A 23,528-nucleotide genomic window follows, 5' to 3' on the forward strand; every position below is an offset into this window, starting at 1 on the left:
AAATATTATTAGTAATGTATAGGAGTAGTAACTTTAAAACTTATCTACAGAGAACTAGGGTTGGTGGAACCTAGTGTTAAGTTAAAGTGAACTTACCAGGACTTAAAGATAATTTATGACATCTCTTACTATTAGTTAAAATGAGTGCACATTTAATGTGAATTTGGGTGGTACCGCGGCGAAAGTCGTCCCTTTGTAATTAAATAATAGTTTGGGGTGTTTTTTTATTGAATAGGAGGAAAAGTAGTGAATTACAGTCATAATGAAATTGAAAAGAAATGGCAGGACTATTGGGAAGCAAATAAAACTTTTAAAACGAGCGACAATTTAGGGCAAAAGAAATTTTATGCTTTAGATATGTTCCCTTATCCATCAGGAGCAGGCCTGCATGTTGGTCACCCAGAAGGGTATACTGCTACAGATATCATCTCTCGTTATAAACGTATGTTAGGTTATAACGTATTACACCCAATGGGTTGGGATGCATTTGGCTTACCAGCTGAACAATATGCATTAGATACAGGTAATGATCCACGAGAGTTCACTAAAGAAAATATTCAGACCTTTAAGCGTCAGATAAAAGAACTTGGTTTCAGTTATGACTGGGATAGAGAAGTGAATACGACAGATCCTGAATACTACAAATGGACACAATGGATTTTCATACAATTATATAATAAAGGTTTAGCTTATGTAGATGAAGTGGCTGTGAATTGGTGTCCAGCATTAGGTACGGTATTATCGAATGAAGAAGTTATTGATGGCGTATCAGAACGTGGCGGCCATCCTGTATATAGACGTCCAATGAAGCAATGGGTTCTTAAAATTACCGAATATGCAGACAGATTGTTAGAAGATTTAGATGAATTAGACTGGCCAGAGTCATTGAAAGATATGCAACGTAACTGGATTGGCCGTTCTGAAGGTGCATCAGTGGCATTTGATGTGAAAGATTATAATGAGCAAATTGAAGTATTTACTACTAGACCTGATACAATATACGGTGCGTCATTTTTAGTGCTTAGCCCAGAACACGAGCTTGTAGATTTGATTACTACGGAAGATAATAAAGATGATGTAGAAGCTTATCAAAAAGAAGCGGCTAAGAAATCTGATTTAGAACGTACTGGCTTATCAAAAGAAAAGTCTGGTGTATTCACTGGTGCATATGCTGTTAATCCATTATCAGGGCAACAAGTACCAATATGGATTGCAGATTACGTACTATCCACTTACGGTACTGGTGCGGTCATGGCTGTACCTAGTGGTGATCAGCGTGATTATGAATTCGCTAAAACATTTGACTTACCAATTATAGAAGTCATCGAAGGCGGAGATATGAGCAAGGAAGCCTACACTGGCGACGGACCGCATATTAATTCTGGTGAACTAAACGGATTATACAATGAAGCAGCTATAGAAAAAGCGATTGAATTGTTAGAAAATAAAAATGCCGGTACGCGTAAAGTAAACTACAAACTTAGAGATTGGTTGTTCAGTAGACAAAGATATTGGGGCGAACCTATTCCAGTTATTCACTGGGAAGATGGCTCAATGACGACAGTACCTGAAGATGAACTACCATTACTTTTACCAGAAACTGATGAAATAAAACCGTCAGGGACAGGTGAATCACCGTTAGCGAATATTGATGAATTTGTAAACGTTGTCGATGAAGCCACAGGTATGAAAGGCCGCCGTGAAACAAATACGATGCCACAATGGGCAGGTAGCTGTTGGTATTATCTAAGATATATTGATCCAGACAATGAGCAAATGTTAGCAGATCCTGAAAAATTAAAACATTGGTTGCCTGTAGATTTGTATATTGGTGGCGTAGAACATGCTGTATTACATTTATTGTATGCACGATTTTGGCACAAAGTATTATTTGATTTAGGTGTGGTACCAACAAAAGAACCATTCCAAAAGTTATTCAACCAAGGTATGATTTTGGGTGAAGGTAACGAAAAAATGAGTAAATCTAAAGGTAATGTAATTAATCCAGATGATATTGTAAAATCTCATGGTGCGGATACGTTACGTTTATATGAGATGTTTATGGGACCGCTTGATGCCGCTATCGCTTGGAGCGAAAATGGTTTAGATGGTTCGAGACGTTTCTTAGATAGGATTTGGCGTTTATTAATTACAGAAGATGGTTCAATTTCTAATAAAGTGGTAAACAATCATAGTAAGGCTTTAGATAAGAGTTATCACCAAACAGTGAAAAAAGTTACAGAAGATTACAATTCGCTTAACTTTAACACAGCGATTAGTCAACTTATGGTATTTATTAATGATTGTTATAAAGCGGAAGAAATTTATAAACCATATATCGAAGGCTTTATTAAAATGCTGGCGCCGATTGCACCTCATATATCTGAAGAATTGTGGTCACGTTTAGGCCATGATGAAACAATCACTTATCAACCATGGCCATCCTACGATGAAGCGTTACTTGTTGATGACGAAATTGAGATTGTCGTACAAGTAAATGGTAAAGTGCGTGCTAAAATTAATGTATCGAAAGATATTGCGAAAGAAGAAATGGAGCAAATCGCACTAGATAATGAACATGTTAAATCTGAAATAGAAGGTAAAGATATTAAAAAAGTTATTGCAGTTCCTAAAAAACTTGTTAATATCGTCGCTAAATAAACACAGGAGGAATTAATTATGGAATCTATCACAGTAACTGAACTAAAAGAGAAAATTTTGGATGCTAACCCAGTTAACATTGTGGACGTTAGAACTGATCAAGAAACAGCGATGGGTATCATTCCAGGTGCTGAAACCATTCCAATGAATAGTATTCCAGATAATCTAAACTATTTTAATGATAATGAAACGTATTATATTATCTGTAAAGCCGGTGGCAGAAGTGCGCAAGTCGTTCAATACCTTGAACAAAATGGCGTGAATGCAGTGAATGTTGAAGGTGGTATGGATGAATTTGGTGATGAAGGTTTAGATATTAAAAGTATTTAATTATAAAATAAGTAGTTAATTAAAAGCCGAGACATAAGCATATGTCTCGGCTTTCTTAAGGTAATCAACAGTTTATTTATAATGGTTTATTTGTCCATATAGTAATGGCTTTACAGTGAATGATGCACTGTTACTTTATCAAATGTTAATGAAACTATTGGATTTCAATGTTATCTTTTACTATATATCATCAATTTGGAAAAGGCTTGCATTAGTGCCAGCTACATGACCTGTGACAAGGGCGCTTGTGATATTATATCCACCTGTATAACCGTGGATATCCAGTACTTCACCACATAAAAACAAACCAGGTACAAACTTAGACATCATTGTTTTGGGTTGTATTTCTTTTAATGAAACACCACCTCCTGTAACGAAGGCTTTTTCAATAGAAAGTGTGCCGTTAACCGTAAAGGTAAATCCTTTTAATAATTCTACAAGTTGATTAATTTGTGCGTTGGCAATATGGTGCGCTGTTAAATCATCTGAGATATGGGCTTGCTCAATTAAAAATAACAAATAGCGCTCTTCAATTAAGCCATGCAAACTATTTTTAACAAATTTATCAGGTGTTTCTTCTAACAAACGTCTAATCTTTTGTTCGAGTTCATTTTTGGTAAGTTCAGGAAAGGCATCCAGTTGCATTTGAATATCTTGTTTTTTTTGATTCTTTTGTTCTTTATATACAAATTGACTACACCTTAGTGCAGCGGGTCCACTAATTCCAAAGTGAGTGAATAACATATCCATTTGATGTGTGATTCGTGTTTTACCATTCTTTTTTAAAACGGATAGCGCAACATTTTTTAAACTCAAACCTTTGAGACGTTTGTTTTTGATAAATGTTTCAGAAGAAGTGATGGGTACTTCAGTTGGAAATAATTCAGTAATGGAATGTCCCAAGTGTTCGGCAAATTTATAACCATCACCTGTTGAACCAGTTTGAGGGACGCTTGTGCCACCCGTGGCAATAATTAAACTATTGCTTGAAAATTGTTGCTGATCATTTAATGTTACGGTGAAAGTATGTTGGTCCGTGTATTCAATTGATGATACAGTGGATTCTTCTTTTATTTCTACGTTATTCTGTTGCAAAGTATTGATGAGTGCGTCAACAACATCTTGTGCTTTATTAGAGACGGGGAACATACGACCGTGGTCTTCTTCCTTTAAAAGAACGCCTCTAGATTCGAAAAAATGGATGATAGATTCATTATCAAAAACAGAAAAAGGGCTATATAAAAATTTCCCATTACCGGGTATATTTTTGATGATTTCATCATAAGGTAAGCGATTTGTTACGTTGCAACGTCCGCCTCCAGAAATTTTCAATTTACGACCGAGTCCTTTTTTCTTTTCAATTAATAAAATATTATGATTATTGAGACTTGCCGCAGCAGCTGCCATTAGCCCGCTAGGACCGCCACCGATTATAATTGTTTGATACATTTTATTGCCTCCCATAAGCGTATAGTGTTATTTTATAGTAATATAGTTTTGAAAAAAAGTAGTTATCACGTTATTATTAAGATTACGAGTGTAAAATTTAATTTGAGATAGGACGATCTGAATGAGTGAAAGTAAAGAGTTAGTGAGAGGGACCTTTTTAATTACGCTAAGTATTTTAATTACTAAAGTATTAGGTGTAATTTACATTATTCCATTCTACGCCATAATTGGTGGAGAAGAAAATCTGGCGCCTTTCAACTACGCGTATACCCCATATAATATTGCCATTGCCATCGCAACAGCAGGTGTGCCATTGGCAGCATCAAAATATGTTTCGAAATACAATGCGTTAGGCGCATATAAAATTAGTGAAAAACTATATAAATCTAGTTTTATTGTTATGACCATAACAGGATTTATTGGATTTTTAGTATTATATTTATTAGCTCCAAGCATAGCTGGTATTACATTAGCCAATAAAGGTCATGTAGATGGTGGCTGGACTGTTGATGATATTACTTGGATTATAAGAATTATTAGTATCGTGGTCATTTTTATTCCATTATTAGCGACGTGGCGTGGTGTATTCCAAGGTTATAAATCTATGGGGCCAACTGCGGTATCAGAAGTTATAGAACAAATTGCACGTATTTTATTCATTTTAATAGGAAGCTATTTAGTGCTTAATGTGTTTAATGGTAGTGTACTTGTAGCGAATGGTGTTGCGACGTTTGCAGCGGCAATCGGTGCAATCGCAGCAATCATCGTCTTATGGTATTACTGGAGAAAAAGAAAGAGCAACATAGAACGCATGGTTGCAACGGATCATACAGGTATGGATGTCTCATATGGCAAGATGTATAAAGAGATTATTTCATATAGTATTCCTTTCGTTATTGTAAGTTTGAACTTCCCGCTGTTTAATTTAGTCGATCAGTTTACACATAACAGTGCGTTGAATTTAGCAGGTGTACCAAGCAATTTGCATGATTACTTTTTCTCAATTCTGAATATGACAACTAACAAAATTGTGATGATTCCGACATCTTTATCAGCGGGTTTTGCTGTGAGTTTGATTCCATTCATTACAAAGACTTATGCATCAGGCCAGTTACATGAAATGCACAGACAAATACGCACATCTTTAGGTGTATTAATGTACATAACAGTGCCAGCCAGTTTAGGTATTATGGCATTGGCCTTACCTCTGTATACAGTTTTCTATAGTTATAATATTGACGGTAGCCATTTATTATTTTATTATGCACCCGTTGCAATATTAATCGCGTTATTAAGTGTGACAGCGTCAATGTTACAAGGTATAGATAAACAAAAATTAACAGTATTTGTCATTTTAGCAGCAGTAGTAATAAAAATTATTTTAAACACGCCGCTTATAGTTACTTTCCATACGGCAGGCGCAATTTTAAGTACGGCAATCGCGTTATTATTTGCAGTGTTATGTAATTTTTATATTCTTAAAAAGTATGCGAAATTTAACTTTTCTGAGACTTGGTTACACTTTGGAAAAATATTTATGTATGGATTTATCATGATGATTGGGGTTGAATTGACATTCTTCATATTACAAATGTTTATTTCTCCAGAACATAAAATAGGTTCTCTAATTATTCTTGTTATAAGTGTTGTGTTAGGTATGCTGATTTATGGTAGCATGACAATGAAAACAAGACTTGCTGATCAATTCTTAGGTGAAATTCCAAATAAAATCAGACGCAAATTAGGTATTATTAAATGAGATTAGATAAATTTTTATCAAATATGGGTGTTGGCACTCGAACAGAAGTAAAACAACGCTTAAAAAAGAAGCAAGTCACAATTGATGATAAGGTAGAAACGTCATCTAAGAAGCAAATTAATCCAGAACTAGAAATAGTGAAAGTCAATGACCAAAAGATAGACTTTGTTAACAAAGTCTATCTCATGCTTAATAAACCTAAGGACTATATATCAGCTACAACAGATGAACAGCACAAGACAGTGCTCGATTTAATAGAGGACTATAGATACTTAGATTTGTTTCCAGTCGGCCGATTAGATAAAGATACAGAAGGACTTTTATTGATTACCAATGATGGACAATTTAATCACGAATTAATGAGTCCTGGTAAACATGTCGCTAAAACTTATGAAGTGATTTCTCAAAAAAACATTACAAAAAATGATATAAATGCATTTAAAGTGGGTATTGAATTAAATGAGGGATTGGCGAAACCTGCAAAATTAGTCCAAGGTGATGAATTAAACAAATCGTTTGTCACAATATATGAAGGACGTTACCATCAAGTGAAGCGAATGTTTCATGCTATAGATAATGAAGTCTTAGCTTTGAAACGTATTCGTATTGGCGACTTACAACTTGATTCAACATTAGCATCAGGAGAATATCGTCATTTAACTCAGCAAGATTTTAAACTATTAGGATTAAAATAAAGAAGAGGTGTAAATATTATGTCAAAATTATTTAAAGCAATCGTAGGCATAGGGGGAGCAGCTGCAGCAGTAGTGCTTTCCCAAAAAGAAAATAGAGATAAATTAAAAGATGAGTACAGTAAATACAAATCTAATCCAGAATCATACAAACAAAATGCAAAAGATATCGCTAGTCAAATCAGTTCAAAAGCTGGCGAAACATATAATGAAGTAAAACAGGATCCTAAAGGTTATGCTTCAAAAGTAAAACAAGATCCTAAAGGTTTCATTAATGAACAAAAAGATCGTTTCTCTAATGTGTCTGAACAAGAAGAAGAGCACGTTGAAGAAGCAAGATTTACAGATGAAGGTGCAGCCGATCCTTCAAACAATTTACGAGTTGTAACTGAAGAAGAGTTAAAAAATAATAGCAATAAACATGACGGTAAGTAATACGTTGTCATGATTTTATATCAAACCTAGTTCGCAATTGGAACTAGGTTTTTTATATTAATACAGTTTATATATATAGTAAAAGTAAGCGGTTTAACTGTTTTATTATAAAGCATAACAGTTAATTTTTTTGTTTTATGATTACATCTCACTGTAGTTTCTCTACGACTTCATGTAAAATATTAAGTATATAAGTTATAAGAAGGAAGTTGATTGTATATGTGGAGAGACAAAGTAAAAGAATATGAGGATTTCATACTAGAAGATTTGAAAGGTTTACTTTCAATTGAAAGTGTAAGAGAAGACGATAAAGCTTCTGCTGAAAATCCAGTAGGACCTGGACCTAGACAAGCTTTAGATTACATGTATAAAATCGCAGAACGTGACGGCTTTGGCACACATGATGTTGATCATATCGCGGGACGTATTGAAGCGGGTAAAGGCGATGATGTATTTGGTATTTTATGCCATGTGGATGTTGTACCTGCAGGCGATGGATGGGATTCAGATCCGTTCAATCCAGTAGTAACTGATGATAAAATTATTGCTCGTGGTACGTTAGATGATAAAGGGCCGACCATTGCTGCTTATTATGCAGTTAAAATTTTAAATGAAATGAATGTAAACTGGAAGAAACGTATACATATTATTATTGGTACAGATGAAGAGTCTGATTGGAAATGTACTGAGCGTTATTTCCAAACAGAAGAAATGCCTGAATTAGGGTTCGCTCCAGATGCTGAATTTCCTGCTATTCATGGTGAAAAAGGAATAAGCACGTTTGATGTAATTCAAAATGAAAAAGCAGATGATCAAGATGAGCCTGAATATGAATTGCGTTCATTTGTATCAGGACAAAGATATAACATGGTGCCTGATGAAGCGATTGCCAATGTAGCTGTTAAAGAAAATATGACAGATGTTATCCAAAATTTTGAACAATACTTAAACGAGCATGACGTTGAAGGTGAAAGTGTTGTAGATAGCGGTGTCTTGGTGCTTAAAGTACAAGGTAAAGCGGTTCATGGGATGGATCCATCTATAGGCGTCAATGCAGGATTATATTTACTTAACTTCCTTGCAACATTAAATTTAGATAAAACTGCTGCAAATTTCGTAGCGTTTAGCGAACGATACTTGTTTGAGTCACATTTTGGAGAAAAAATGGGAATGAAATTCCACACAGATGTTATGGGCGACGTGACTACTAATGTTGGAATTATCACTTATGATAATCAAGATGGTGGCAAATTCGGCATTAATTTAAGATATCCAGAAGGTTTTGAATTTGAAGAATCGTTAACAAGATTCAAGGGAGAAATTCAATCACTAGGATTTTCAATTGAGTTAGGTAAAAATCAAACACCACATTATGTAGAAAAAGACGACCCATTCGTACAAAGCTTAGTACAAGCCTACCGTAACCAAACTGGTGATGATACAGAACCGTATACGATTGGTGGCGGTACTTATGCACGAAATTTAGATAAAGGTGTTGCATTTGGTGCGATGTTTAGTGATTCTGAAGATTTAATGCATCAAAAAAATGAATATATAACTAAAAAACAATTATTCAATGCGACAAGTATCTATTTAGAATCATTATATAAATTGTGTGTGGAGGAATAAATATGACAAAAGTATTAATAAATGAAAAACTCGTTGATGAACAAGATGCAAATGTGCCTTATAATGATAGAGGTTATGTATTTGGCGACGGTATTTATGAATATATTAGAGTATATGATAATAGTGTATTTACTGCTAAGGAACATTTTGAAAGACTTTTACGTAGTGCAAAAGAAATTGGTCTTGAATTAAAATATAACGTTGAGGAACTTACGGAATTAATACAGGAGTTATTATCAACAAATGGTGTGATTAATGGTGGTGTCTACATTCAAGTTACACGTGGTGCCGCACCGCGTGATCATGCCTTTCCAACACCTTCTGTTGAAACCAATATTATGGCTTTCACTAAATCATATGATCGTCCTTACAAATCATTAGAAGAAGGTATTAATGCGATCACTACTGAAGATATTCGTTGGTTAAGATGCGATATTAAGAGTTTAAACTTGTTGGGTAATGTATTAGCTAAAGAATATGCAGTTAAATATAATGCTCAAGAAGCAATACAACATCGTGGTGATATTGTCACAGAAGGTTCTTCTAGTAATGTGTATGCAATCAAAGATGGTGAAATCTATACACATCCTGTAAATAATTATATTTTAAATGGTATTACGCGTATGGTAATTAAATCTGTTGCTGAAGATAAAGGGATACCTTTTAATGAAGAAACGTTTACATTAGACTTTTTGAAAAGTGCGGATGAAATCATTGTATCAAGTACTTCAATTGAGGTTATGCCAGTTGTTAAATTAAACGGTGAAAATGTCGGTGATGGTCAAGTTGGTTCGATAACAAAATCATTGCAAGAAGGATTTAACAGATACATTGATACACATAGTTAATATTTTCAATAAATAGATAGAAAATATAACAAAAATTCATATTAAATTATGTTATAATGCTAACTGAGCCGTTTGAAAGAAACTAATAGAAATAAGAAAGTAAAAAGTGACTTTTTGTTTCTCATTATTGGTTGAAATTCATACCCAAACATTATAAAATCTTTTATGAGTCTTGAAATTGAACGAGAAAAATTTCTTGAAAAAAGATAGAGAAATATTAAAAAATATGCTCTGTTTGGGTTTCTTTTATGGTATGCTATAAAAGTTACTATAATTTGAAAATCAGTTATTTATAATTTTAAAAATTAACTTGAGCCACATGGGACATTATGCTAGTCATAACACTTGAGACAGCATAAATTATGGTTGAAGTTTAAAAAATTTGCTATAGAAAATGATTATATATGGCTCTCGAAAAATGTTTTTCAGGAGCCATTTTCTAATTGAAAGTGAGGTGAACGTGTTGGAGCAGTTTTATCAATTGGGATGGACGCTTGACTCAGCAGGCGGTGCATCGGGTGAGGCATACATGGCCGAACAGGATGGACAAAAATTATTCTTAAAAAGAAATTCAAATCCATTTATAGCTGCATTATCAGCTGAAGGTATTGTGCCTAAACTTGTATGGACGAAACGCATTGAAACTGGCGAAGTTGTAACAGCACAACATTGGAAAAATGGTAGAGAACTTACTTTCAATGAAATGCATGAACAACGTGTAGCGAATTTATTGAAAAAAATTCATAGTTCAAAGACATTATTAAACATGCTAAAACGTATGGAAATGGAACCTATCACGCCAGATATTTTATTAAATAAAATAAATGCTTCGTTATCAAGAGATGTACTGACACATCACGTGGTTAGAAAAGCTTTAACGTATTTGGAAGATCACATACCTAACTTAGATCCTCGTTTCTTTACAGTTGTTCATGGTGATGTTAACCATAATAATTGGTTGTTATCAGATCATGATGAGCTATATCTCGTTGATTGGGAAGGTGCAATGATTGCTGATCCCGCAATTGATTTAGGTATGCTGCTGTACAATTACGTTCCAGAAAATAAATGGCCAGAGTGGTTAAACGTGTATGGTACAAAAGATTCAATGGATTTACAAAAACGTATGAAGTGGTATACCGTTGTACAATCTATCGGTATGGTTCAATGGTATGAAGAACAAAAACGTTACAAAGATATGAATATGTGGCTAACTTTTTTAAATCAAGTGATGAATAATAATGCTTTTATATAAGGAGTTATCAAAATGAGAATGCGCTATAAGCCTTGGGCAGAGGACTACTTAAAAAAAGAACCGAATATAGTTGATATCGATGGTAGTCATGCAGGGCGAATCAGTGAATGGTTTGATAATGATCAACCGATTTATATTGAAGTAGGATCAGGTAGGGGTCAATTCATAACTACGCTTGCAGCAAAACATCCCGAAATAAACTTTATCTCTATGGAAAGAGAGAAAAGTGTTATGATAAAAGTCTTAGATAAAGTTATTGAACAAGGCTTAACAAATATCAAGTTAATTTGTAATGATGCAATTGAACTTAACGATTATTTCAAAGATGGAGAAGTATCAAGATTATACCTTAATTTCTCAGATCCATGGCCTAAAAAAAGACATACTAAACGTCGTTTGACATATCAAACATACCTAGCATTGTATAAACAAGTTTTAAAAGATGATGGTGAAATCCATTTTAAAACAGACAATCGTGGTCTGTTTGCATATAGTTTAGAAAGTATGTCTCAATTTGGTATGTATTTTACAAAAATCAACCTGAATTTGCATGAAGAAGATGATGAAGAGAATATTGAGACTGAATACGAAAGAAAATTTTCTGATAAAGGTTCAAGAATTTATCGTATGGAAGCTAAGTTTCATTAAATATAATTACGCACTCAATTGATAGGACATAGGTTCTATCAATTTTTTTATGTCCAAATTAAGATTTTTATAATTTAATGTAAATAGAATTGTGCTAATTTAAATGTACTTATGTCCAATATTTTACCTAGAACATTGTTTGTATTACTATTAATATTAAGTAGTTATTGTGTTTATATTTTACGAGGAGGATAAGTAGATGAAATTAGGGGATTTTCGTATACATTATTTAAATGGTGGTATCACTCACATTGATGGTGGCGCAATGTTTGGCGTGGTGCCTAAGGCGTTATGGACTAAAAAATATGAAGTGAATGATAAGAATCAAATTCCATTACCAACGCATCCAATATTAATACAATCAAACGATTATAATATTATCATTGATACAGGTATAGGTTCAGGAAAATTAACAGATAAAGAACGTAGAAATTTTGGAGCTCATTATGAAAGCCAAATTAGTGAAGACTTAAAGGCTTTAGATTTAACGACTGCAGATATTGATTATGTATTAATGACACATTTACATTTCGATCATGCTGCTGGATTAACAGATAATGAGGGTAATTCAATTTTTAATAAAGCAATCCATGTGATTCAACAAGATGAATGGCATGAATTTCAAAGCCCTAATATACGCAGTAAATCAACATATTGGCCAAAGAATAATGGAGATTTTAAAAAACGATTACTATTGTTTGAAAATGAAATCGAAATAGTGCCAGGTATTAAAATGATTCATACGGGCGGTCATAGTTTTGGTCATGCAATCATTACAATTGAAAGTCAGAATGAAAAAGCGGTGCATATGGGTGATATTTTTCCAACAACTGCACATAGAAATCCATTATGGGTTACAGCTTATGATGATTACCCTATGCAATCAATTAGAGAAAAAGAACGTTTAGTACCGTATTATATTCATCAAAATTATTGGTTTTTATATTATCATGATGTGAATTATTTTGCGGTGAAATTTGATAAGCAAAATATAACTGAATTTGATACATTTATTTCTAGGAATTAAAAAGGTTAAAGCTAAGCGGCACATGAATAAGAAGATATTCTGAGTTAGAATATGTTTGTCATCGTGTCGCTATGGCTTTAACCTTCTATCATTTGCATTCAATGATATCTAATATTTCACCTGTTTTGGCATCAGCATAAAAGTCATAATATGTAAGTGTGTTATGGTTTCGTGTCGTAATGCCACCTTGAAAAGCAATGATTTTTGAATCGGATTTTGTATACGTCATCGGCACTTTTAATATATATGATCCTATAACATTCATAAAATAAGTTTTTACTTCTTTAGTGATTTTTTCAGGATCTCGATATTGGATATGTTTTCGACGTTTATAAAAATAAATTGATCCTGCAATTGTAGTTAGGAAAAATAATAAGAGGATGAACCAATTTTTTTTATTTAACATGACATAATCTACCCCCAATAAAGTCATATTTATAGTTTACCATAATGAAGATGATATAATAAATATTAAGGAGTGAGAGACGTTGAACATAGATAAAAGTAAAACATTGAATAGAATGAAAACATTAACAGAATTACATGGTGTAGCAGGTTTTGAAGAAAATGTAAAATCATATTTGAAAGCAGAAATGGAACCATTTGTGGATGAATTTGTTTATAATCGTATGGGCGGATTTTACGGTGTTAAACGTTCGAAATCAAGTAATCCAAAACGAATCATGGTTGCTGCACATATGGATGAAATTGGTTTCATGGTCACAAATATCACGTCAAATGGTATGCTACAATTTACTAATTTAGGTGGCGTTGCAAACGATATATGGCAAGGCCAAAGGCTAAAAGTTAGAACGCGAAATAATGATGAGATTACAGGTATTGTAGCTAATATTCCGAAACATTTTAGAACTGGAAATGAAGGAGCACCTAAAATAGAAGATTTATTATTGGATATTGGTGCAGAAAATGCTGAAGATGTATCGGCACGTGGTATTGCTATTGGTGATACGATTGCACCTGATACGCCTTTTACACAGTTATCAGAGCATCGATTTGCCAGTAAAGCCTGGGATAACCGTTATGGTTGTTTAATTGGTATTGAGCTACTGGAATTATTAAAAAATACTGAATTGGACTTTGATTTATATGTCGGTGCAAATGTGCAAGAAGAAGTAGGATTAAGAGGAGCAAGTGCAGCGGCAGAGTTAATCGATCCTGATGCAGCATTTGTTGTAGATTGTTCGCCTGCGAATGATATGAAAGGTAAGCAAAATTTATCAGGGGAATTAGCTGGAGGTACATTAATCAGAATTAAAGATGGTACAATGTTACTTCGACCAACCTTTAGAGATTATTTGCTTGATTTAGCGAAGCAATATGATATTAAACATCAATACTATATTTCTCCAGGCGGTACGGATGGTGGAGAAATACACAAGGCAAAATTAGGTATCCCAACCGCTGTGATAGGTGTGTGTGCACGATATATTCATAGTACAAACGCAGTGTTTGATATTAGAGATTATGAAGCTGCCAGAAGCCTGTTAGAACAATCAGTTAGACATTTAAATGAAGACCAAATAGAAATATTACAATATAAATAATAATTAGGAGTGGTATTATGCAACAATTAGAAAGTGAGCAGCAATTTGAAAATCTGAAAAATGAACAAACAGTGTTTTTATTTACAGCAGATTGGTGCCCAGATTGTAAAGTTATAGAACCAGATTTACCTCAATTAGAAGCAAAATATACTAATTATAAATTTATTTCAGTTGATAGAGACAAATTTATTGATATATGCATTAATTATGACATTATGGGTATACCTAGTTTTCTAGTATTCTGTGACGGGAATCAAATTGGCAGTTATATTGGAAAAGAACGAAAATCCATAGAACAAATAGACCAATTTTTAGCGTCTTTGTAGGTGGCATTAATTTAGGATTAAATTATAAAAATATATACCCTTAGAGCGCACATTTTTTCTGTTCCTAAGGGTGTATTTATTGTAAACTATAGTAAGGCACGTAAATAGGAGTGTTAATAATGAATGTCTTTCAAATGAGAGATAAATTAAAAGATAGATTGAATCATCTTGATGTGAAATTTAGTTTTAATCGAGAAGATGAAACACTACGTATCTCAAGAATAGATAATGGTAAAGGCGTTACCGTTAAAATTAATCCAATAGTAGCTAAATATAAATCTCAAAAAGAAAAAATAGTCGATGAAATTGTGTATTATGTTGAAGAAGCAGTCGAGCAAATGAAAGGGGAGGCATTGGAAAATACGGATAATATCCAAATTATGCCGGTTTTAAGATCTCCTAGCTTTGATAAAAAAGACAAAAATGGTAATTCATTTGTAATCGATGCACATACAGCAGAAACAAACATTTATTATGCAGTTGATTTAGGTAAGTCATATCGTCTAATTGATGAAGCGATGTTAGAAGAATTAAAGCTAACAAAGCAACAATTAAAAGAAATGGCGCTATTTAATGTGCGCAAATTAGAAAATAAGTATACAACTGACGAAGTTAAAGGTAATATTTTTTACTTTGTGAATTCAAATGATGGTTATGATGCAAGTAGAATTTTAAATACGTCATTTTTAAATGAAATACAAGCACAATGTGAAGGTGAAATGTTAGTAGCGGTACCTCATCAAGATGTGCTTATCATTGCAGATATCCGCAATAAGACGGGTTACGATGTGATGGCGCATTTAACTATGGAGTTTTTCACTAAAGGATTAGTGCCAATTACATCATTATCTTTAGGTTATGATAAAGGGCATTTTGAACCAATCTTTATTTTAGGTAAAAATAATAAACAAAAAAGAGATCCTAATGTGATTCAAAGATTGGAAGCTACACGAAAACAATATGAAAATAAAGATAAGAAATAAGGAGTAATGAAGTTATGAATTTATTTTATAATAAAGAAGCTGTTGGCGATGTTGCATTTTTACAAATTAATCCTACAGAAGGTGAATATAACTACGTCACTCAAGGGGATGTAGTTGAAATACAGAATGACGGAGAAGTCGTAGGTTACAATATCTTTAATGCATCAAACAAAGCAACACTAACAGGTAATGGACATATTAAGTTGACTGAAACATTAGTTCAAGCGTTTCAAAAAGCAATTGAAGCTGCTGGATTTACTTATAAATTAGACGCAGACTTTACTCCTAAATTTGTAGTGGGCTATGTTGAAACAAAAGACAAGCATCCAGATGCAGATAAATTAAGTGTTCTAAGTGTTGATGTTGCAACTGAAAAACTACAAATTGTTTGCGGGGCACCGAATGTTGAAGCTGGACAAAAAGTGGTGGTAGCAAAAGTTGGTGCAGTTATGCCAAGTGGTATGGTTATTAAAGATGCAGAACTTAGAGGCGTTGCATCAAGTGGTATGATTTGTTCGATGAAAGAGTTAGGATTACCAAATGCACCACAAGAAAAAGGTATTATGGTTCTAAGTGATGATTACACGGTAGGGCAATCATTTTTTGAAGTATAAAAAGGAGGTAATGTAGTATGAGCTGGTTCGACAAGTTATTTGGAGAAGATAATGAATCAACAGATAATTATCTTAATAAAAGAAGCCAACGACGTCAAAAAGCTACACAAAAAGAAGAACATGATTCATTACTTCCTCAAAATAATGATGTTTATGAAAGACCCAAAGGGAAATTCAGGTTTCCTATGCGTGTTTTAGAAGAGGCAAATGACAGTTTGAAGACAGATGATGAGTTGAATTCTGATATTGCGTCTACATCTCATAAAACTTCCCATGATGCACATAATGATGTGAGTCATGGGAATGCACATCATCAACAAAGAAGACGTAGACATATGTATGATAAAACACTAACTCAAAATATAAACTCGAGTGATTCAGTTGGGCAACAATCGCAACAACAAGATCATTACCAAACTGAAAATGAGACTAGAACACATAAAGGCAAAAGAATGAGGATTCAAACGGATGTTTTACGAGCAAATGCTTCATCAAAACACAAACCAACGACGTCAAATTTTCATCATAGCGATTTTAAAGCGAGTGAAGTGCCTTCAGCGATTTTTGGTACTAAAAAACCCCGTCCTTTAGAAAATGGTGTCATTAAACGTCAAGATGATTCAGAAGAAGGTACGCAAGCGGAAAATGAGACGAATCATCGTAATTATAATGATGAATCATCTCAACAGAAACACCAAACAGTAAAAGATTCAGATAGTAATTCAACAGATATTCAAAATGAAGCACATATGTATCATGAAAATTCAAATGATACTGCATATGATTTATCTGATAACAAAGAGCGCCGTGACGCACAACATGTTGAGGAAAATGGTGAAGAAGTTGAGCTGAATCAACCAGTAACAAGTCAAAATAAAAAAGATAATACGATTAAAATAGAAAACATCTATGCTTCTCAGATTGTTGAAGAAATTAGACGAGAGAGAGAACGTAAAGTATTACAGAAGCGTCAATTTAAAAAGGCACTTCAACAAAAACGTCATGATAATCAAGACAAACAAGAAGATAGTATACAAAAAGCAATTGACGAAATGTATGCAAAACAAGCGCGGAATTACATAGGTGAAAGCTCGTTAGATGAAGATGGTAACGCAATGAATATGTCCAAATCGAAAACGTCAACATCATGTCAAAGTGCAGAAAATCAGCAACAAACAGAATCGACGAATAGTGAAGATATTGAAGAAGATTCAAATACACCATTTAATTATGAAGAAGTTGATTTAGATCATGTACGCGATGTTCATACGATTAATAATGAACAGGTTAATGTAAATACTAAAAATGACAGTTCCGCAATTGAAGCAGATCAAAATCAAGTTGAACAGGTCACACCTAACAGTGATTTCGAAAATCAAAACGATGAGAACAACACTGCAATAGAGTCTAGTCAAAGTGATATGTCAGAAAATGAGCGCACATACATATTAGAGAAATCGTTTGAGCGTTATTTAGATGAGAATGACGTGGATGATGCGCAGTATAGAGAATTATCTGAAACAGACCCTAAATCCAAAGAATCATTAGCTTTTGATTCATTAGATTCACAAAGTGAAAATGAGCAATTGTCAGAGTCATTATCACAACCAGACCATGGTTTTGAAAATTCAGAGTCCGATATTATCGATAATCATGTAACTTCAAATGATGCAGCACCATCAGAGGCATCACAGCTAGAATCTGATGAAAGTATGAATGAAAATGAATCGCTTAACGTCCAAAATGAAATATTAGATGAAAGGTCTGAATTGGAGCAATCTGATAGTACTGATAATAATAATGGAAATCATATTAAGCAACCCGACGAAACTAAAACGTATAAAAAGGCTACATCTATCAAGAAAGGTAGTAAACCTTTCAATGTCGTGATGACACCATCAGATAAAAAGCGTATGTTAGATGCACAAAAAGAAAAAAATAAGTCAAACATACAATTAAATAATGTAGATAATTTTAAACATAATACGTCATCCGATATTAGCGACAAACAATCACAGTCGAATAATGATCAATTAGCAAATGAACCTACTTCAGAGTCATTGACTGTAACTGATGACAACCAAAGCGAAACGAATTTATCACATGACTTGATTGATGAACAGAGTGACTTTAAACCAGAAACGGATGCTTCTTTTTATAGTGATGATTATAATCGAAATGACTCAACTCAGTCTAATGTACAACAAGAGTCAGTTGAAAGTGCTGAGTCAGATATGACAAATGTGCCTTCTGAACAAAATGAAAATCATAAGCAAAATGTACAAGAACCAGTTCTCAAACCTGAAACTTCTGGTAACCAATTAGGTGGAGTAAATACATCAACTGAGGATGATAATAAGGCTACTATTAGAAGAGGACCCAATATTAAACTTCCAAGTATTGAGTTATTAGAAGCGCCAAAACAACATGAAATTGACAATGCTTGGATTGAAGATAAAAAACAGGAATTGAATGAAGCTTTTTATTATTTCAATGTGCCTGCAGAAGTTCAAAATGTTACAGAAGGCCCTAGTGTGACACGATTTGAATTATCAGTCGAAAAAGGTGTGAAAGTATCTAGAATAACAGCTTTACAAGACGATATAAAAATGGCGCTTGCAGCTAAGGATATTCGTATTGAAGCACCCATTCCAGGTACGAGTCTAGTTGGTATAGAGGTACCAAATCAAAATGCAACAACTGTAAATTTACGTTCAATTTTAGAAAAACCAGCGTTTAAAAATGCAGAATCCAAATTAACTGTAGCTATGGGACTTAGAATTAATAATGAACCTTTATTAATGGATATTTCTAAAACACCGCATGCTTTAATAGCTGGTGCAACAGGCTCAGGTAAATCCGTATGTATTAATAGTATATTAATGTCGTTATTATATAAAAATCATCCTGAGGAATTAAGATTGTTACTTATTGATCCGAAAATGGTTGAATTAGCACCTTATAATGACTTACCACATTTAGTTGCACCTGTGATAACAGATGTAAAAGCAGCAACGCAAAGTTTAAAATGGGCTGTTGAAGAAATGGAAAGACGTTATAAAGTTTTTGCTAAATATCATGTTAGAAATATTACGGCATTTAATAAGAAAGCAACTTATGAGGATAGAATGCCAAAAATTGTTATAGTAATAGATGAATTAGCAGATTTAATGATGATGGCACCACAAGAGGTGGAACAATCTATTGCGCGCATTGCACAAAAAGCACGTGCATGTGGTATTCATATGCTAGTTGCAACGCAAAGACCTTCTGTTAATGTCATCACTGGATTAATCAAAGCAAATATACCTACTAGAATTGCATTTATGGTATCATCTAGCGTAGACTCTCGCACTATCTTAGATAGTGGTGGTGCAGAACGTTTATTAGGTTATGGTGACATGCTTTACCTAGGAAGCGGTATGAATAAACCTATCCGTGTTCAAGGTACATTTGTCTCTGATGAAGAAATTGATGATGTTGTAGATTTCATAAAACAACAACGAGATCCGGAATACTTATTTGAAGAAAAAGAATTATTGAAAAAAACAGAAAGTCAACCACAAGATGATTTATTCGATGATGTGTGTCGATTTATGCTAAATGAAGGACATATTTCAACTTCATTAGTACAGCGTCATTTCCAAATCGGATATAATCGTGCTGCAAGAATTATTGATCAACTAGAACAACTTGGCTATGTGTCGGGCGCAAATGGATCTAAACCAAGAGATGTATACATTACAGAATCAGATTTGAATGAGAATTAATATAGAGATAAAGGAGTGTTACAATGACACATTATCATTTTGTCGGTATAAAAGGTGCCGGTATGAGTTCATTAGCACAAATAATGCATGATCTTGGAAACGAAGTACAAGGTTCAGATATTAAAAATTATGTTTTTACAGAAGTGGCATTAAAAAACAATGGTATTAAAATACTGCCATTTGATGCGAATAATATTCAATCAGATATGGTAGTCGTACAAGGAAACGCATTCCCGGATACGCATGAAGAAGTTGTGAAAGCACATGAATTAAAACTTGAAGTTATTCGCTACCATGACTTCTTAGGTCATATTATTAACCAATATACGTCAGTCGCCGTAACTGGTGCACATGGTAAAACTTCGACAACTGGTTTATTATCACACGTAATGAATGGTGATAAGAAAACATCTTTCTTAATTGGCGATGGAACTGGACTTGGCATACCAGCAAGTGATTACTTTGCGTTTGAAGCATGTGAATATCGTAGACACTTTTTAAGCTATCATCCAGACTATGCCATTATGACCAATATAGATTTTGATCATCCAGATTATTTCAAAGACGTTGATGATGTATTTAATGCTTTCCAAGAAATGGCGCATAACGTTAAAAAAGCGATTATTGCTTGGGGTGATGATACACACTTGCGTAAAATTGAAGCAGACGTACCTGTTTATTATTATGGATTTTCAAATAAAGATGACGTTTATGCAGATAATTTAGAGATAAGTGAAAAAGGTACAAAATTTGATGTATATTTTAAAGGTGAATATTTTGATACTTTCCTTTCACCACAATTTGGCGATCATAATATATTAAATGCCTTATCGGTTATTACGATTAGTTACTTAGAAAGTTTAAATATCGATAATATTAAAGAAGCATTAGAGACTTTTGGTGGCGTGAAACGTAGATTCAATGAAACAAAAGTAGGAAATCAAGTATTAGTTGATGATTATGCACACCATCCTAGAGAAATTAGTGCTACAATTGAGACAGCGAGAAAAAAATATCCTAACAAAGATGTTATCGCAGTGTTTCAACCTCATACATTTAGTAGAACACAAGCATTCTTGGGCGAATTTGCAGAATGTTTAAGTTTAGCCGATAAAACATTTTTATGTGAAATTTTTGGTTCGATAAGAGAAAATAGCGGTAACTTAACGATTCAAGATTTAGTTCAAAGAATTGATGGTGCAACATTGATTGATGAGGAAAGTGTAAATGCGCTTGAACAATATAGTGATGCTGTTATTTTATTTATGGGTGCAGGAGATATTCAAAAAATTCAACGTGCATACATGGAAAAAATAGGTGTTACTTCTCCATTTTAATATGTTTATGTTAAAATGATGGGGGTATTTATATTAAATAACAACATATGATTAATAGGAGGCGTTTTAAATGGAATGGATTTTACCTATAGCTGGAATTATTGCAGCGGTTGCATTTCTAATATTAGTAATTGGTATCGTTGTGGTATTACTTTCAGTTAAGAAAAATTTAGATCACGTAGCAAAAACACTTGATGGTGTCGAAGGACAGGTTCAAGGTATTACGCGTGAATCTACAGATTTACTTCATAAAGCGAACCGCTTAACTGAAGATATTCAAGACAAATCAGATCGTTTAAATTCAGTAGTTGATGCTGTTAAAGGTATCGGTGATTCTGTACAAACTTTAAATGGTTCTGTTGATAGAGTGACAAACTCAATTACGCACAATATTTCTCAAAATGAAGATAAAATTTCTCAAGTAGTACAATGGTCAAATGTAGCAATGGAAGTTGCTGATAAATGGCAAAATAGAAGAAATCGTAGAGATAGTGCAAATTACAAAACGAGCAGTGTAGCAAATGACACGAATCATAGCTATACTACACGTGTAGATAACAAATAATTCATATATTAAAAAACAAATGCACTTAAATGAGGTTTGAAACTTATTTAAGTGCATTTGTTATAGGGGGCATTGGACAATGAAGTATTATAACCGTGATAATTATGAAAGAAATTTAGAAAGTTACGAAGTGCCAGAATATTTTACAAAAGGTGCCAGAAATGAATTTGTATATGGATTTATTGTAGGTGCTGTTATAGGTTCCGCTGTTGGTTTAGTATCCATTAGTAAGTCGAGAGCAACGAATAAATCTATTCCAGAACAAGACAATCAATTTAAATCTAGCATTATTGAGCAGTCCGAATTAGAACGTCAAGAAGCTGACGATAAAGTAAATGAAATTAAATCAACTATTGATGACGCGCAAAATAAAAATACAGAAGTAACCGATGCAGAATTATCTGCGCAACGCGTAGCGATTCAACAAGAAACTTCTGATAATAATTTAGCTAATATGTCACCGGATGCCCAAGAACAACAGGAAGTGACAACTAGTGAAGATGCAAATCAATCAGATGACAGTTTAGCACATATAGATCCAAATGCAGAACCAAGTGAAAGTGAAATTAATGCACAACAAAATGCAATTAAAGAAGAAACAGAAACAAGTGATGCGAATATAGATGGTGAAAACTCAAATAGCAATGCAGTTACTGCAAGTACAGCAGCTGGTGGTGCAGTTGCAGCGAGTGGATTAGCTAAAGCAGCACATGATAAAAATGAAGCGTTAAATGAAGATAATCAAGTTGCAGAAAACACAGCTAATCTTTTAAAAGAAGAAGCGCCTGCTAACACTAACACGAATAATAAAACGCCGAATTTGGTTACTCAAAGCGATGAAACAGATGATAGTAAGCAAGGGGCAATCGCAGGTGTGGTAACTGCGTCAAGTTTAGCATTAGCGGCTAAAAATAAAAATAAAGCATTAGATGACAATACTTCTGTTGCAGAAAACACAGCTAATTTACTTAAGCCAGAAGCTCCAGCACAGACAAAACATAAAGTTGTACCTAATTTGGTTACGCCAAAGGTTGAAAGTGCTGTTGAATCTACTACAGATAAAGTAGAACAAGGCGATAATAAAAAAAATGATACAAAAGTTAAACCAGAAGCCGCAGACCAAAGAGTAAAACAAACACACAAACAAGTTGCATTTAAAGATGGTATCATCGTTCATGAAAATGCTTCTGGTCAAACGCAATCAGCAACAACTGCTACAAATTCAGATTCAAAAAATGATGGTATCATTAATCATGATGATTCAGAATCTGCAGATAACCTATCATCTACAAAAGACGCAAGTACTTTGACAAATGAAAGTACTACTGAATCTGAAGCAACATATTCAAAAAACAGACCACAAACGAAAAAAACAGAAAAAGCAAAAAGTAAGATTGATAAAAGAACATTTAATGATTAAAAATATTTAATAAAAAGAATCGGACGCTTTGTTCGATTCTTTTTTTATGTAGTATTATTTGATACATATCTATTTGCTTAATAGAACATCATGTAAAGCGTATCGTTGATTAAATATGACATGTCTTATGAATTTGAAGCATATCATGAACAAGGAATTTGTAAATTTATCTATAAAATTTATAAAAAAGAAGTAATAGTGTAAAATATAACTAG

20 protein-coding genes and 1 other annotated feature are annotated in these 23,528 nt (G+C 33.5%); of the genes, 18 read left to right on the forward strand and 2 right to left on the reverse strand.

What is annotated here, in order from left to right; genetic code table 11:
* Positions 1–5: 5 nt before the first annotated feature.
* Positions 6–196: a binding site (T-box leader), on the forward strand.
* A 50-nt stretch (positions 197–246) separates the two neighbouring features.
* Positions 247–2,661, forward strand: coding sequence for a leucine--tRNA ligase (leuS, locus tag ACM6UH_RS06340; protein ID WP_011302857.1), 2,415 nt, complete (start codon positions 247–249; stop codon positions 2,659–2,661).
* A gap of 18 nt (positions 2,662–2,679) precedes the next feature.
* On the forward strand, positions 2,680–2,991 hold the full coding sequence (locus ACM6UH_RS06345) for a rhodanese-like domain-containing protein (protein ID WP_002482987.1): 312 nt from the start codon (positions 2,680–2,682) through the stop codon (positions 2,989–2,991).
* Positions 2,992–3,171: 180 nt separating this feature from the next.
* Here the strand turns inward: ACM6UH_RS06345 and ACM6UH_RS06350 are convergent, their stop codons facing one another.
* Positions 3,172–4,440, reverse strand: a complete 1,269-nt coding sequence (locus ACM6UH_RS06350) for an NAD(P)/FAD-dependent oxidoreductase (RefSeq protein ID WP_011302858.1) — start codon at positions 4,438–4,440, stop codon at positions 3,172–3,174.
* 121 nt (positions 4,441–4,561) lie between these two features.
* Here ACM6UH_RS06350 and ACM6UH_RS06355 point away from each other — a divergent pair, with 121 nt between their 5' ends.
* The 8 genes from ACM6UH_RS06355 (at position 4,562) to ACM6UH_RS06390 (ending at position 12,733) form a co-directional block, all read left to right on the forward strand.
* Entirely contained in the window at positions 4,562–6,199 is a 1,638-nt protein-coding gene (locus tag ACM6UH_RS06355; protein WP_047504107.1) for a putative polysaccharide biosynthesis protein, read from the forward strand.
* Complete coding sequence (locus ACM6UH_RS06360) at positions 6,196–6,894, forward strand: pseudouridine synthase (RefSeq protein ID WP_069793599.1); 699 nt, start codon at positions 6,196–6,198, stop codon at positions 6,892–6,894. The genes ACM6UH_RS06355 and ACM6UH_RS06360 overlap by 4 nt, the downstream gene beginning before the upstream one ends.
* Before the next feature lie 18 nt (positions 6,895–6,912).
* Positions 6,913–7,326 (forward strand): YtxH domain-containing protein, encoded by a 414-nt coding sequence (locus tag ACM6UH_RS06365; RefSeq protein WP_011302861.1) that lies wholly within the window; start codon positions 6,913–6,915, stop codon positions 7,324–7,326.
* A gap of 219 nt (positions 7,327–7,545) precedes the next feature.
* Positions 7,546–8,955 carry a dipeptidase PepV gene (gene pepV, locus ACM6UH_RS06370; RefSeq protein ID WP_047504104.1) on the forward strand — a complete coding sequence of 470 codons (1,410 nt, stop codon included), beginning with the start codon at positions 7,546–7,548 and terminating at the stop codon, positions 8,953–8,955.
* A gap of 2 nt (positions 8,956–8,957) precedes the next feature.
* Complete coding sequence (dat, locus tag ACM6UH_RS06375; protein ID WP_011302863.1) at positions 8,958–9,803, forward strand: D-amino-acid transaminase; 846 nt, start codon at positions 8,958–8,960, stop codon at positions 9,801–9,803.
* A 463-nt stretch (positions 9,804–10,266) separates the two neighbouring features.
* Positions 10,267–11,058 carry a phosphotransferase family protein gene (locus tag ACM6UH_RS06380; protein WP_041784794.1) on the forward strand — a complete coding sequence of 264 codons (792 nt, stop codon included), beginning with the start codon at positions 10,267–10,269 and terminating at the stop codon, positions 11,056–11,058.
* Between the two features lie 12 nt (positions 11,059–11,070).
* Positions 11,071–11,706, forward strand: coding sequence for a tRNA (guanosine(46)-N7)-methyltransferase TrmB (trmB, locus tag ACM6UH_RS06385; RefSeq protein ID WP_011302865.1), 636 nt, complete (start codon positions 11,071–11,073; stop codon positions 11,704–11,706).
* A 199-nt stretch (positions 11,707–11,905) separates the two neighbouring features.
* The gene (locus tag ACM6UH_RS06390; RefSeq protein ID WP_002482996.1) at positions 11,906–12,733 is read left to right on the forward strand and encodes a YtnP family quorum-quenching lactonase; all 828 of its coding nucleotides are present in this window, start codon (positions 11,906–11,908) and stop codon (positions 12,731–12,733) included.
* A gap of 88 nt (positions 12,734–12,821) precedes the next feature.
* On the opposite strand, the gene ACM6UH_RS06395 is transcribed toward ACM6UH_RS06390, so the two are convergent.
* The gene (locus ACM6UH_RS06395; RefSeq protein WP_011302866.1) at positions 12,822–13,139 is read right to left on the reverse strand and encodes a hypothetical protein; all 318 of its coding nucleotides are present in this window, start codon (positions 13,137–13,139) and stop codon (positions 12,822–12,824) included.
* An 82-nt stretch (positions 13,140–13,221) separates the two neighbouring features.
* Between ACM6UH_RS06395 and ACM6UH_RS06400 the strand changes: the two genes are divergently transcribed.
* From ACM6UH_RS06400 to ACM6UH_RS06435, 8 genes are all read left to right on the forward strand, one after another.
* Positions 13,222–14,298: a M42 family metallopeptidase gene (locus ACM6UH_RS06400; RefSeq protein ID WP_011302867.1), complete on the forward strand. Its 1,077-nt coding sequence runs from the start codon at positions 13,222–13,224 to the stop codon at positions 14,296–14,298.
* A 17-nt stretch (positions 14,299–14,315) separates the two neighbouring features.
* Positions 14,316–14,624 carry a thioredoxin family protein gene (locus ACM6UH_RS06405; RefSeq protein WP_011302868.1) on the forward strand — a complete coding sequence of 103 codons (309 nt, stop codon included), beginning with the start codon at positions 14,316–14,318 and terminating at the stop codon, positions 14,622–14,624.
* A gap of 119 nt (positions 14,625–14,743) precedes the next feature.
* Positions 14,744–15,607, forward strand: a complete 864-nt coding sequence (locus tag ACM6UH_RS06410; protein WP_002483000.1) for a DUF1444 domain-containing protein — start codon at positions 14,744–14,746, stop codon at positions 15,605–15,607.
* A 14-nt stretch (positions 15,608–15,621) separates the two neighbouring features.
* Positions 15,622–16,221: a YtpR family tRNA-binding protein gene (gene ytpR / locus ACM6UH_RS06415; protein ID WP_002483001.1), complete on the forward strand. Its 600-nt coding sequence runs from the start codon at positions 15,622–15,624 to the stop codon at positions 16,219–16,221.
* Between the two features lie 17 nt (positions 16,222–16,238).
* On the forward strand, positions 16,239–19,991 hold the full coding sequence (locus ACM6UH_RS06420) for a DNA translocase FtsK (protein ID WP_048787026.1): 3,753 nt from the start codon (positions 16,239–16,241) through the stop codon (positions 19,989–19,991).
* Between the two features lie 23 nt (positions 19,992–20,014).
* Positions 20,015–21,328 carry a UDP-N-acetylmuramate--L-alanine ligase gene (gene murC, locus ACM6UH_RS06425; RefSeq protein WP_011302870.1) on the forward strand — a complete coding sequence of 438 codons (1,314 nt, stop codon included), beginning with the start codon at positions 20,015–20,017 and terminating at the stop codon, positions 21,326–21,328.
* A gap of 70 nt (positions 21,329–21,398) precedes the next feature.
* A complete protein-coding gene (locus ACM6UH_RS06430; protein WP_002483004.1) occupies positions 21,399–21,893 on the forward strand; it encodes a DUF948 domain-containing protein in 495 nt (164 codons plus the stop codon).
* 79 nt (positions 21,894–21,972) lie between these two features.
* Positions 21,973–23,313: a YtxH domain-containing protein gene (locus tag ACM6UH_RS06435; RefSeq protein WP_048787025.1), complete on the forward strand. Its 1,341-nt coding sequence runs from the start codon at positions 21,973–21,975 to the stop codon at positions 23,311–23,313.
* The last annotated feature ends 215 nt before the right edge of the window (positions 23,314–23,528 follow it).

The organism is Staphylococcus sp. LKG4-2, from assembly GCF_050955665.1.
Taxonomy (GTDB): Bacteria; Bacillota; Bacilli; order Staphylococcales; family Staphylococcaceae; genus Staphylococcus; species Staphylococcus saprophyticus.

What these genes read in the sequence shown, in the direction of transcription:
- ACM6UH_RS06345 (WP_002482987.1), top strand. Translation starts at nt 2,680, where the DNA reads ATGGAATCTATCACAGTAACTGAACTAAAAGAGAAAATTTTGGATGCT.
- ACM6UH_RS06365 (WP_011302861.1), top strand. Translation starts at nt 6,913, where the DNA reads ATGTCAAAATTATTTAAAGCAATCGTAGGCATAGGGGGAGCAGCTGCA.
- ACM6UH_RS06430 (WP_002483004.1), top strand. Translation starts at nt 21,399, where the DNA reads ATGGAATGGATTTTACCTATAGCTGGAATTATTGCAGCGGTTGCATTT.
- ACM6UH_RS06420 (WP_048787026.1), top strand. Translation starts at nt 16,239, where the DNA reads ATGAGCTGGTTCGACAAGTTATTTGGAGAAGATAATGAATCAACAGAT.
- ACM6UH_RS06355 (WP_047504107.1), top strand. Translation starts at nt 4,562, where the DNA reads ATGAGTGAAAGTAAAGAGTTAGTGAGAGGGACCTTTTTAATTACGCTA.
- trmB (WP_011302865.1), top strand. Translation starts at nt 11,071, where the DNA reads ATGAGAATGCGCTATAAGCCTTGGGCAGAGGACTACTTAAAAAAAGAA.
- pepV (WP_047504104.1), top strand. Translation starts at nt 7,546, where the DNA reads ATGTGGAGAGACAAAGTAAAAGAATATGAGGATTTCATACTAGAAGAT.
- ACM6UH_RS06435 (WP_048787025.1), top strand. Translation starts at nt 21,973, where the DNA reads ATGAAGTATTATAACCGTGATAATTATGAAAGAAATTTAGAAAGTTAC.
- ACM6UH_RS06350 (WP_011302858.1), bottom strand. Translation starts at nt 4,440, where the DNA reads ATGTATCAAACAATTATAATCGGTGGCGGTCCTAGCGGGCTAATGGCA.
- ACM6UH_RS06395 (WP_011302866.1), bottom strand. Translation starts at nt 13,139, where the DNA reads ATGTTAAATAAAAAAAATTGGTTCATCCTCTTATTATTTTTCCTAACT.
- ACM6UH_RS06360 (WP_069793599.1), top strand. Translation starts at nt 6,196, where the DNA reads ATGAGATTAGATAAATTTTTATCAAATATGGGTGTTGGCACTCGAACA.
- ACM6UH_RS06405 (WP_011302868.1), top strand. Translation starts at nt 14,316, where the DNA reads ATGCAACAATTAGAAAGTGAGCAGCAATTTGAAAATCTGAAAAATGAA.
- ytpR (WP_002483001.1), top strand. Translation starts at nt 15,622, where the DNA reads ATGAATTTATTTTATAATAAAGAAGCTGTTGGCGATGTTGCATTTTTA.
- ACM6UH_RS06390 (WP_002482996.1), top strand. Translation starts at nt 11,906, where the DNA reads ATGAAATTAGGGGATTTTCGTATACATTATTTAAATGGTGGTATCACT.
- ACM6UH_RS06410 (WP_002483000.1), top strand. Translation starts at nt 14,744, where the DNA reads ATGAATGTCTTTCAAATGAGAGATAAATTAAAAGATAGATTGAATCAT.
- dat (WP_011302863.1), top strand. Translation starts at nt 8,958, where the DNA reads ATGACAAAAGTATTAATAAATGAAAAACTCGTTGATGAACAAGATGCA.
- murC (WP_011302870.1), top strand. Translation starts at nt 20,015, where the DNA reads ATGACACATTATCATTTTGTCGGTATAAAAGGTGCCGGTATGAGTTCA.